The 12938-nt window shown below is 35.2% G+C and carries 9 protein-coding genes; 6 read left to right on the plus strand and 3 right to left on the minus strand.

Features of this window, described 5'->3' with window-relative positions:
* Positions 1-2491, minus strand: a 2491-nt coding sequence (locus tag J3U68_RS08845) for an autotransporter outer membrane beta-barrel domain-containing protein (RefSeq protein WP_267376254.1), incomplete at its 3' end; no start/stop codon positions are given.
* Between the two features lie 514 nt (positions 2492-3005).
* Between J3U68_RS08845 and J3U68_RS08850 the strand changes: the two genes are divergently transcribed.
* Entirely contained in the window at positions 3006-3860 is an 855-nt protein-coding gene (locus J3U68_RS08850; RefSeq protein WP_267376255.1) for a serine/threonine protein kinase, read from the plus strand.
* Positions 3861-4067: 207 nt separating this feature from the next.
* Here J3U68_RS08850 and J3U68_RS08855 read toward each other — a convergent pair whose 3' ends face one another.
* Together J3U68_RS08855 and J3U68_RS08860 are read right to left on the minus strand one after the other, a co-directional pair.
* Positions 4068-5270, minus strand: a complete 1203-nt coding sequence (locus tag J3U68_RS08855) for an MFS transporter (protein ID WP_267376257.1) — start codon at positions 5268-5270, stop codon at positions 4068-4070.
* A gap of 1072 nt (positions 5271-6342) precedes the next feature.
* Positions 6343-7233, minus strand: coding sequence for a LysR family transcriptional regulator (locus J3U68_RS08860; RefSeq protein WP_267376258.1), 891 nt, complete (start codon positions 7231-7233; stop codon positions 6343-6345).
* Between the two features lie 100 nt (positions 7234-7333).
* On the opposite strand from J3U68_RS08860, the gene J3U68_RS08865 reads away from it, so the two are divergent.
* From J3U68_RS08865 to J3U68_RS08885, 5 genes are all read left to right on the plus strand, one after another.
* Positions 7334-7999 (plus strand): NADPH-dependent F420 reductase, encoded by a 666-nt coding sequence (locus J3U68_RS08865; protein ID WP_267376260.1) that lies wholly within the window; start codon positions 7334-7336, stop codon positions 7997-7999.
* 247 nt (positions 8000-8246) lie between these two features.
* Positions 8247-9389 (plus strand): 2-methylaconitate cis-trans isomerase PrpF family protein, encoded by a 1143-nt coding sequence (locus J3U68_RS08870; RefSeq protein WP_267376262.1) that lies wholly within the window; start codon positions 8247-8249, stop codon positions 9387-9389.
* 795 nt (positions 9390-10184) lie between these two features.
* On the plus strand, positions 10185-11147 hold the full coding sequence (locus tag J3U68_RS08875) for a TraB/GumN family protein (protein WP_267376264.1): 963 nt from the start codon (positions 10185-10187) through the stop codon (positions 11145-11147).
* 463 nt (positions 11148-11610) lie between these two features.
* Positions 11611-12009 carry a hypothetical protein gene (locus J3U68_RS08880; RefSeq protein WP_267376265.1) on the plus strand — a complete coding sequence of 133 codons (399 nt, stop codon included), beginning with the start codon at positions 11611-11613 and terminating at the stop codon, positions 12007-12009.
* Between the two features lie 522 nt (positions 12010-12531).
* On the plus strand, positions 12532-12843 hold the full coding sequence (locus tag J3U68_RS08885) for a hypothetical protein (RefSeq protein WP_267376266.1): 312 nt from the start codon (positions 12532-12534) through the stop codon (positions 12841-12843).
* Positions 12844-12938 lie beyond the last annotated feature (95 nt).

A 12938-nucleotide genomic window follows, 5' to 3' on the forward strand; every position in this document is an offset into this window, starting at 1 on the left:
AATAATTTCTTACATTCGATAAATGTACATTGGTTTTGTTTTTAAACCAGCTGTATTGTGCCCAGCCATCTACATACAAACCTGCGCCATTATCCTGAGTATTCCAGTGACCATATACACCTAGGTTATAACCGGATACGCTACCGTCTCCTCGACGTGTGCTGTTTTTCTGGTCTGTATCTGTTGAGCTATGACCATAGCCGCCATAAACACCAACTTTGAATTTATCTGATGAGAATACATCCACACCCATCTCGATGATAGAGGTCTTAATCTCTACTTTTTGACGTCCACTAAACAGATCGCTTTTCTCGCGATTGTAGCCAGTACGCATCCAAACATTTGAATCTGGTGCATAGATAGCTGTGCTTCTGTCATGGGCACTGTGACGGAACATACCCAATGACGCCATCTGATTAGCAAAAACAGATCCTGATACTGGAGAGTTCAGCGCATTAGAAAAGGCGTTGGTATAATCAATCACTAATTTACCATTACTATCCCGTTTAATCTCGTAGTCATAAGCACTGTCTTGCTTCTCTTTGATGCCCCAGATCGCCTCATCTTTACCATTAACAATAATGATGTCTTCTAAACGACCATCTTCAATATCACCTTTGCCTATTTCAATGATATCTATATCGGTTTTACCTGTGGTATCACCAGTAACAATCAGCTTATCGCTTTTGCCATTTTCAACATCGGTATAGATGTTCAATTGACCATTCTCACCAGTATAATTACCGTTGATGGTTAAAGTGGTGTCTGCTGAGTTTTTACCCAGATCGATTACACCACTGTTGATCACATCCGAATTTTTCAAAACAGCGGAATTGATTTCTGGATCTACAATTTGGATGGTTCCAGTGTTGTTGATCAGACCATTTTTAGTATTGGTACCGATAACATTAATAACAGTGCCAACTTGTCCACCACTGCTTAAACCAGTGCTGTCTTTGATATTCCAAGTTCCGTTATTATTAAATTCAACGTCACCATTACTTTCGACATCTTTATAATCATTGTTTTTATCAATTACAGATGCATTGATATTTTTCGTGGTACTTAAATCAACAAAACCATTGATGGCACCATCATTGTTGATAATGGTTTTGCCGCCATTTGTTCTGGAACGATGCGCAACAATAGTTCGATCATTCGTTGCAGAAATCACACCTTTATTATTCACAATCTGTGAGGCAGCTTTTTCATTATTTACGTCGCGATGATGTGCGGCACTGGTCATATCAATCGCCACACCCTTGTCACCACCGCCACCAATAACTTCTGAATTCGAATCTAAATTAATATTAACATCACCGTCGCGAGAAAAAACAACGATTGATTTAGAATCCTTGCCTGACGTATCGACTAAACCATTATTATTAATCGTTACCGTACCAGTATTTTCCGCAGATCCCTGCATAGAGGCATTGATACCTTTTGCATTTTCACCTTTGGCAATAAGCTGACCTTGATTATCAATATTAATGTTACCAGTAACGGTTCCTAATCCATCATTACTTCTAACACTCAAAGCGGCATGTATTAAGCTAAGATCTTTTTTGTCTTTAGATTCTGATAAAATGGTACCTCTATTTCTAATATTAATATCGCCTTTTGCTTCAATATAATATTTATTCCATTCTATGACATTTAAATTAGCATAAATACCACTGGCCCAACCCACTGCTGAATCTTTAATGGTTAAGACGCCAGCATTATCAATATTGATATCACCAATACCTTGCTGCCAAGCACGAATAGCATGAACAGGGCTACTGATATGACCAGAATTATTGATGGTAATATTGCCCTCATTACCATTCAAGGCAACACCAATAATACCTACTGGGTATTCACCAGTTTTGATATCTCCTCCGTAACCTGGATGCTCACTAGTAATGTCGATATTACCTGAATTATTAACCTCAATACTGGTATGTGTTTTCCCTTCATTCGACCATTGTGCTGCATCATTGGCTAGAGCAATGATCCCCCCAGCACGATCACCATTGATGGATATGTTACCTTCATTTTTGATTCTAATCTGTCTGTCATTTTCTCGACGAGTACCAAAAACCAATATTCCACGTGCATAGTCGGTTGATGTTTCAATGTTACCTGTATTGGTAATATCAACTACACTGCCACCCTTCAATTTATACCACATAGCCGTGCTACCTTTACCGGTAGTGGTAATATTACCTGAATTCTTAACAATAATATTTTCATCGGTATCCAGAATAGTAAATTTACCATCTGCATTGGCCGATGAATTGGCATTGTCTTTGTCAATAACAACATTATCTGTATTATTAATCACGATATCTGCTAGGGCATGACCAGCAAAACACATAGATAATGCACTGGCTAACATAGCTTTTACCAGCAATGAACTTGTTTTGGATTTTCCCTGTCCTTTGGCCAGTTCAGAGGCCACCAAACTTTGTCCAAGCCGGTTTTTTATAACTTTATAAACCTTATTCAAGATTAAATTCCTTCCAGTTTTTTTACAATTACCATAATACATAGGTATTATGTTGCTCGGATTATTATCGAATATTCTACTTATAACAATAAATAATTAGAATATTCTTCTATTTTGATGCCAAAGTATTATTAAATTATTGTGCTTAAAAGAAATTAACATTTGCTGCTGATACAACAAAAGAATTGATGTGATTTGATAATGAATAAAGTGATTAGATTCTACTTAATTGAATTTCCATCGCTATAGTTGATCATTAATGCTCCAATTCAGTCGATCTTACTGAAAGCTTTTTTAGTCTCTTTACCCAACAGAAGAGCCAATTAAAAAATAATCTTATCTATTTGTAAACGATACATTGTCATCATCAACACAATATTCGTATTGTTTAATCTTCTCGTGATAGGTATTTGCTATCGCTAATTTAGTATTTCAAATTTTTCTGCTTTTTGGCTACCCTTTTAGCTAGTAACACCGCGAATAAATCGTTTATTTGATAATATGTGGGAGTGGTATGAAAAAAAAATCTTTGTATGCCAGTGCTTTTGCCTGTCTAACTGTATTGGCTTTATTTTTATATGGGGGTGGTAAAATGGCTGATTCAAAACCAAGTGAGTATACTGGGTCAATTAAAAATACTGCTGCCAAGCTAACCAAAGTGGGTGATGCTTTTAACGCACCTACCGGCATCGCGTTTGACAGTACTGGCGCAATGTATGTTACCAACTGGTCTGGTAATTCAGTGGTTAAAATCAAAACTAATGGTGAACGTGAAACCATTTATGACAACATTGCATCACCTGCCGGTATCGTGATAGATGCTCAAAATAATATTTTCGTGTCATCTTACAGTGATGATTACATTTTAAAAATTACCCCTGATGGCAAATCAGAAAAAATTTCAGATGGTTATCACACGCCAACTGGTATTGCTTTTTCAAATAAAGGACAGTTACTGGTTACCAACCGTTCCACCGGAGAAATTGTTGCCCTGGATTTGCAAACTGGGCGTAAACAGATCGTAGCCAAAGGATTATCCACACCAGTGGGCGTGACGCAATTACCAGATAATAGTTTGGTTGTTTCCCAATATAGCGGACGTCTGACATTAATCCAACCGAATGGTAAACAGGTTGAGATTGGCTCAGGTTTTAATCGTCCAGGTGTCGGAATCGTGACTATTGCGCCAACCGTGGTAGCCGTGATCGATAATGGTGCTGATATGGTTAGAAAAATTGATGTAAAAACACAAAAAACCACCACGATAGTTTCGTCCATCTCTGGAGCTGTAGCATTAGCCTATCACCAAAATCATTTTTATATTGGCGGATGGGGTAATGGCACCATCTATTCCTATCCCAATGAGTAAAATGGTCTAGATCATTGGCTTATTTTGCTAAGCGATTAGATCACCGTTACATTCTGTAGCGCATAATCAGACAAACATTAAAACTTATATCGGCTAAAAGCCGATATAAGTTTTTTAATTCTCAACCACTCTTACTTGACCTCAGCACAGCATGGCCAAAATCAACTGATCAAAAAAGTTAAGTTTTAAGCAGATATTCCAGACATTTTAATTCTCTTTGGCCCGGGTTAATTTTATTCCCAATAAAGCCAGTGCAATATTCATCATCGCCAGAATAATGCAAGTAAAAATTAACCCATCCCAATTCAGTTTTGCATAGAGTATTCCTAAAATATAGGATCCGATACTACCGCCAGCCAGGCAAGACAATAGATATAGTGACGAAATGGCTCCGCGTGAGCTTACTGGCACTATCTGATTAAGCATAGAGATCACGATCGGTTGAATACCAAAAACAAAAAAGAACAAAGCAAATATACCCAAGGCGATAAGTAACAAGTGCGTACTGAAGCCGATAATGATTACTGCAGCCATCACGCAAAACAGATAAAGGGGTAATAATTTTTGTATACTGATTTTTTGGGATAATTTACCCGTAATGACAGCGCCGATAACGGCACTCATTCCGGCAAAATTAAGCCATCCAAGTGTAGTGGATGATAAATAGAAAGGAGCACCTTTTAAATAAATCGTTAAAAAAGATGATAAACCGAGATAAACAAAAAAGAGGATAAAGCCTACTAAAAGAAATATATTTACCTGTTTATTCAACAGTAATTTACCAGCCAGCAAATATGTTTCAGTAATCCTGATCCCGCTATGGTTGCTCGCATTACTTTTTATACCCATTGGAACAAAAACACTGGCTAATATGATAAAAGCAGCATAAACAACAAAAGCATATTGCCAAGAACTCTTATCAGTCATAATAGCGACAATACTGCGGCTAAATATAATGCCAATAATTGATGCAGAAATCATCAATCCCATTGCCTGGGCCAATTTATCATTTGGCGTGTTTTTTGCGGTATAAGCAAATAATGCCGATGGCACAGATGCAGCAAAAAAACCGATTAATGACATAATAATTAGATAGAGATTGAATGATTGTACTTGAACCGACAGAATAAGACAGACTATGGTTCCGATACTGCCAAATAAAACCAAGAATTTTGTGGCTACTCGGTCAGATAAAGGACCATAAATAAAAAATGAAATAGCATAGAAAAAACATGACAAGCTAAACACTCGACTTGCATAGACATGATCAATGTTAAAACTTTCAGCTATTTCCTGAAAAATAAGCTGGCTGATATAGACGGAACCAACCAACAAAACAATCAATATGGCTGAAAGCCACATACCCAATTTGGAAGATGGGTTTTTTATTGGCGTAATATTTGAATTCATATTGTTAACCTTATTCTGTTGCAGAATTATTTATGACTGTATTTTTAATCTTTGTTGTACCGTCAGAATAAAGTGACCTGAAAACCAGATAAAAAATATCAAATAAATAAGAACTGACCAAGATATATTACAAATAATATTGTTTATTAATTGCTCAAAGCCTAAACAAATACACAGTCAGATGGAAATACTAAATTAGCGATATAAAAAACATATCAAAAAAGAACAGCGAACAAATTATGTTTTTTGAGAATTGATTACAGTGGTTATCGGCAATATTTTTTATAAATCAGCAATAAACATAAAAAGTTTAGAGATTAAGTTTGACCGATTCAGATTAACATAAAAAAAAATGCTAATGCATTACGATTGATCTGGGAAACTTTAACTCTTTAAGCAGAACAGATAGCTTATATGATATTTGAAAGCTAAAGCAAAAAAACTTGATCGGCATAACCCCATCTGTCTACAAACAGGATAAATTAGCATATCTTTCATTATTCATGCGCCAAATTGCATGCAGAAATAATTGGCACTAGTTCGCCCAAACCAGCATAAAATACTGCGAAATTTAATTAGGCAAAGAATATAAACGATACATTTATGCGCATCTTCATCATGTCTATATTGCTATGAGTATTGAGTCATATGTCTGCAGATACCATGCAACTAGGCGTATAAAATAAAAGTTTCTGTACATCTGCGTTATGCATTAACCGGTTAAAATTCTACCAACACCATTACTGAATCAATCAACATCCCTTTAAAACTGTTTCCGTTTTGATTTAGTTGAAGGTTATGTGTAAATAGATTAATGCTTTAACCATCTATTGTAACCATATTTCTACTCCATCGGGATATCAGCATGACTTGCGGGAAGATAACATCCTCATCGAAAGAGCGAAAATGATTTCGTTGTATATCTTCTAATCCACCAAGTGGATGATTATCCAAACTGCTTAGCCTGCTTAAATTTAAATGTATTTATCTCTTTACTGGTACTTGGCTTATTGGTTGCCTGCGATGAAAATTTTAACTAATCAATCGAGCAAAGTATCCAAACCAGCTTAATTTATAATAAAGCATCTATGATAAATTCGATAAACATGGTTAGTTTGGGCAGTCTGTGCGGATCGGCAGAGTATAACAGATGCATTTCTTTAGCCGGAGGCAAAAAATCTTGTAATATAGGAATTAATTGGTTTTGACTTATGGCTTGAGCGAGCATTATTTCTGGCAACATAGTTATGCCTAATCCTTCTATTGCTGCACTAGCTAAAGCGGACACATTATTGCTTTGGAATGATCCTGCAATGGGTTGTCTGATGACTTGACCATTGCATGTAAACGGCCACAAATAATCTTTATTATTGCGGTTGGCATATTGATAAATCAAACATTGATGCGATTTTAGCTCATCGGGTGTAGATGGAATCCCATATTTCGTCAAATAACTTGGCGCAGCAGCAAAAATCATCTGATATGGCTTCAGTTTACGGGCAATCAATCCAGAATCATTAATGGCACCAATACGAAAAACAATATCATAATTCTCTTTGGTTAAATCAACATATCGATCATTTAATTGCAAATCGACGTTGACTTGCGGGTAAAGCTGCATAAAGCGGCTAAGCAAAGGTAACAAGTTGCTATAAGCATAACTTACCGGCGCACTCATTCTCAGGGTTCCTGTTGGTTCTTCTATATATTGCTGAGCCAAAGCATTACTTGCCTTCACTTCTGCCAGAATCAATTCGCAACGGTGATAGTATTGTTGACCAAATTCAGTCAAACTTTGCGATCGCGTGGTGCGGTTCAGTAGCTTTAAACCTAAGTGATTTTCTAAATAAGCTATGTATTTTGCCACCATTTGAGCGGAAGTATTCAGTGAAATCGAAGTGGCGACAAATGAGCCGGTTTTTACACTCATGACAAACGCTTGCATACATCGCAGCAAATCCATTATCAACTCCTGGTTGTTAATAATTCAAATTATAGCCCATTTATCTACTCATAATCGATTAATATAATGATCAGGTCTTAAATAGATTGGAAATAAAAATATGAAAAACATCGGGATTTTGGGTGCAGGATTCATGGGACAAGCATTTGCACGGTTATTTATGCAAGCAGGCTATGAAGTGATGCTAAGTAATTCCAGATCGAAGAATTCTCTCTTTAGTGTAGCCAGTAGTATCGGCTGCCACATCGGCAATCAGACCGAAGCGATTGAGTTTGGCGACATTGTTTTAATCGCCATACCGTTTGTCAATTACACCGATCTGCCAGTTACTCTTCTGAAAGATCAATTAATTATCGACACGATGAATTATTATCCTGATCGCGACGGCCACTTTACCGAACTGGATCATTATCAAACCACCACCAGCGAAATGCTGGTCAAACATTTGGGAAATGCCAAAGTGGTCAAGGCCTTTAACGCTATTCTCGCTAAAGATATCGTAAAAGATGCCAAACCCAATGAAAGGGTTAACAGAAGGGCTTTACCATTAGCCGGTGATGATGCTGTGGCAAAACAAACAGTATCCAAGTTGATCGAACAATGCGGATATGATTATGTTGATGCTGGCAATTTAGCCAATGGCTGGCGATTTGAGCGGGCGAAACCAGCCTATTGTATTCCTTTAAATCGTGAACAATTACTTCAAGCGTTGGACAGTGCAGATCGATACAGCGAACTTCCTCATAATTCCTGGAAACAGGCTTAGGATGAAAAAACAGTAAGCTTATAAGCAATAGTAAAAATTGAGCACTTGACTCACCAGATTTTCTGCCAATCAATTGATTGGCAGAATTGGTTGTTTTTAAAAATGATACAGCTACGGTGCAGGCGAAATTTAAGTCTATTTTTCATGGCATTTTAATAGTTTATTTCTTATAATCATTTTTGAACATTTTGATTTGTTCACTTTGCAGTAATGGATAACAACGCAACATTAGAAAAGTGAGAACAAGATGGAAAAATACATAAAATGTACATGGATGCGTGGTGGAACAAGCAAAGGAGCCTGTTTTCTAGAATCAGAATTATCAAACGACATCAGCACCCAAAATAAATTACTCAGTAAAATCTATGGGAGCAATGATCCTTCTGGGCGACAGATCGATGGCATGGGCGGTGGTACTTCAACCACCAGTAAGGCCGTCATAGTTAGCAAGCGTGCCGGAGAACGCAATAGTGTCAATTATACTTTTGCTCAGGTAGATATAGCGTCTGACTTAGTAGATCGTAAAGGCAATTGTGGCAATATGTCTTCAACCGTGGGCCCGTTTGCTATAGACAATGGCTTGATCGAAGACATCACCGAGCCAACAACACAGGTGAACATTTTTAATACCAATACTCAGAAAACGATTGTTGCTCATGTACCGGTAAAAAATGGGCAGGTGATCTATACAGGAGATTATGCCATATCCGGAGTGCCTGGTACGGCAGCCAGAATTCAATTGGACTTTTTACATCCTAGTGGCGCAGTTACCAAACAACTGTTACCTACAGGTCATGTAGTTGATCATGTTGAATTGGCGGACGGTCAGAAAATCGAAATATCAATTGTGGATGCGGCCAATCCTCTGGTGTTTGTGCGCGCTCAGGATCTCGGTTTGCGGGGAGATGAGCAACCTGAAGAAATTGACAATAAACCAGACTTGTTAGAAAAAATGCTGTCAATACGAGAAATTGCTTCGGTTTTGGCTGGGATTGCAGCTGATCAGAATGAGGCCAAAACCATTCCGGCCGTACCTAAATTCTGTTTTATATCTCCTCCAGCAGATTATATCTCTTTGGAAGGACAACCCATTAAAACCAATCAAATCGATATTCAAGCTAGAATGTTATCCATGGGTAAATTACATCCGGCTCTGGCCATCACAGGTGGCATTTGTATTGGTGTGGCAGCGAAAATACCTGGAACCTTGGTGAATCAAATTGTAGGACCAGCTGCTGACCAAGATGAGTTACGGATAGGACATTGCAGTGGTATTTTATCTGTCGGTGCCGATGTAGCCGTCAATGGTGAAGATGTTGAAGCCAAATGCGGAACCGTATTCAGAACCGCCAGAATACTGATGCGCGGTGAAGCTTGCATTGAAGATTAATTAATGACCAATATAGGCAAATCAATATTAAGTCATAGGCAATAATCATTAGATTATTGCCTGATCACTATCTTAAAATAAGTCATTATGCTCAAAAGTACAGAGCATTCAATCCCAACAATAGTTAAACTCCCTTGTAAAAATTGAGTCAAGTCAATAAATAGAATATTGATTAAGGGTAAAAACCAATTAATAATCAATTTGCATCAAGTAAGTTATATTTTAGGTTAAAATATCATGCCAAATATATTTTAACGCAGAGCTTTAACAACATCCAAATCATTTATTTAAAATATTTCTGTCTAATTGATACGCCAGAAAATATCGAATTTATACTCAACATCACACTGCTCAAACATGTGGTACTAAGATTAAATGATGGAAAAAAATAAAGTTAATGGCACATTTCAAATCGAAAGATTTGTATAAATGTCTTCGAAAAATTGCCACCAATATTCGAGTTTACTTTAGTTTTTCTAGTCAATTTTTCTATTAAATCGGATTACAGCAATGAAGATATGGTAAAAAAATAGCAATCTAGATTTCACTCATTTTGAAAAAAGGCGAAAACCTAATGATGGTTATGAAAAATTAGATACTTCTTGCACAGTAATGATTGAGAAAAAATTTTAGGACAAGTTTTTCTGAATAATCAGATTTTTCAATCAGACCAACCAACAGACTCTAGGCTAAAGCTTTTTTAAAGGCTTTAAAAAATTAGAATGTATTGCACTATTCAATTTAATTGGAAATTTTTCATCCGCTAACCCTACTTTTTCCCATATGGAAATAAAAATGAAAAAAACCCTTTATTATTTTGTCATTTTTCTAACATTGATTGCTGTATATCAGCCTGTCAGTAGCGCCAAACCCATTGAAAAAAATAGCCTGACAAGCAAAGTCATTAGCTATCCAAATACCTTTCTGTGGAAAATTGAAAAGCATGGGATACCCACTTCCTATCTAGTTGGTACCATACATAAAAATTTAGAAGGATATCAGTTACCTTTATATTTCAGTGATGCTTTATCTAGAACAAACACATTAATGACAGAAATCAAACTGGAACCTAACGGGCAGAAATTAAATAAGCAAGAATTAAGTATTATTGCCAATTATATTTATGAACCTGATAGCAATATTACATTATCGGCAAAATTGGGCGCTGATTATTTCACCAAGCTGGAGCAATATCTTACTAAAACAAATCCAAAATGGTTACAACATGTTAAACCTAGCGCAATTTATATGTTATATCTTTCTTCGCTGCCTCCAGAATACTCATTCCACAATGGCACAGATAATTTGCTAGCTCAAAAAGCATTGAAGATGAAAAAAAAATATTTGAGTCTAGAAACTATTGAGGACGCATTTAAAATCGATTTAGCCATACCAGAAGATAAAGCCATAGCGGCAATCAAAGTTTTTCTTGATCATCAAGAAGATAATCAGAAACAAATAATTGAAGCTTATAATTATTATCACCAAAATCAGGTAAATGAGTTACTCGCTAAGCTAGATGTGGCAAAACAAAACCTACAATATTATTCTGAATCGGATCGCATTTTTTGGCGTCATTGGTATAAAAACCAAATCTTATTAGAAAGAAATAAAAGATGGCTTCCATTGATTAAGCAACAAATTGACCAAGATTCTACCCTTATTGCCGTGGGCGCAGCGCATTTATTTGGAGAAGGAGGGCTGATTGAACAACTACAAGAGTCTGGCTATAAAGTAACTCCAGTCATGCCGTATTAATCTTCCATCAGACAATACAAAATCTACAACTGGGTCTTGTGCTAGTTTAATTATATCGAAGTTAAAAAATTAATTTAAACAAAAACCATTGAATTTAATTCTAATCAATATGGAAATCAAAAGTTTAAAAAACAAAATAGCTAATGAAATTATTAGTCTAAATTATCTCATCTACTAAACGATGAGAAATTTTCAAAAACAACTCGTATATTTTTATAATATATGATGATGAATATCAGAAATTACTTTTATAAAATTACTGATTAACTACATCATAATTCCTTTAAAAACTCGATGACAGCCATCAAGATTGAAGTTCCAGTATCGACTTATACAGTGAATGGAGATGATGATTCAGGTGATTTTGGATTTAAATTTCAGGAGCAAAAGACTTTAATGATCAGTTAAGTAAAGTAGAGAGTGGAGAGATGAAGCAAAACTTAGAAGAGGAAATATATTAAAAATGGATGCCATTAATAATATTTTAATTAATAGCTTAAGAAAGAATGCCATACCTCCGAATTTTTTTGATAAAAAATATATTGAAGAAAATAGTAATGATCAATTTTCTTCAATAAATCATGATGTTTTTGTAATCTATAATAATGGATATAAGTTGGAGATTTCTTATTATAAGAATCAAAGTAAGCTACATTATGTTTCATTTGAGAAATTAGATGATCATTTTCAAGATTTATTTTTCAATAACCAAATTGATAAAGTGAATGAAAATTTAAAAATGACCACAAATAAAACATTACATGTGGATAAAGATTATGGCTTAGGTAATTTTAAATTTATATTTGATGATGGTTTATTAGAATCTATATTTTATCAACCTGATGAAGTTAATAAATTATAGTCACCACAAAGGCAATTTCTTTATTTTATTCCCAGTTTATCCTTGCCGATATTATAATTCTGTAAGCGATTTATTGGTTAGCTGGGATTCCATCAAATTTGCGGGAAACAATCCGAATTTTTATGCGTTTGTGCATGATAGTAATGCTTGAGTTGTTCGTTTGGGTTGAATGAAAAAACAACAGCAGGGAGGTAAATGAGTCCAATGGAATTAGAAGAAATGATAAAAACAGAAAGGGTAGTTGAAAGTTATACAGGTACAACCCATGTAGCAAATCCAGCAAATGTTAAAGCATTCGGAAAAAAGCAATAAATGGTTCATTATATGTTGAATTTGATGTTAATAAGTCATCGTTTAAGCAAACAGGTAAAAATTGGGCAAGTATATCTGGACCTAATTCTGTATAAGGTCGACTCGCTAAAAAATAAAGGTCTTCCTGTACCTGAATTGCCTGAAGTTTCAAACATTCAAGTCAAAACAGAAAAAATAAATGGAAAAATAGTGTGTAAATAAATTTTTATTATGATAATAGATGAATTTTACAATTGGTATTCAACTTTAATATCTCTTGATAATTGTGAATTAGAAATACATAAAATAAATTTTAGTGAACATATAGTAGATAGTATTCTGAAAAGAACTGTAGTTATAGATATGATAAATGACAAATACATCGGAAAATTTGTTGTTTGGGATGATAATAGTTGTTTTTTTGAAATAATTGAAATTTTATCTGAAAAAAATGTTCTTCATCAACGAAGAGATTTTAATAATTTAGAAGAATTAAAAACTTTATATAAAAATATTGAGAAATATTTTAATTGTGAAAAATAAGGCCATAAAAATTTGCTTTAACATAATGATAAATTTAATAACTGGCGATTCATACTCTTCATACAGCTAGGACAATATGAAGACGAAGAACTAGA

Source organism: Snodgrassella sp. B3882 (assembly GCF_026535915.1).
Taxonomy (GTDB): domain Bacteria; phylum Pseudomonadota; class Gammaproteobacteria; order Burkholderiales; family Neisseriaceae; genus Snodgrassella.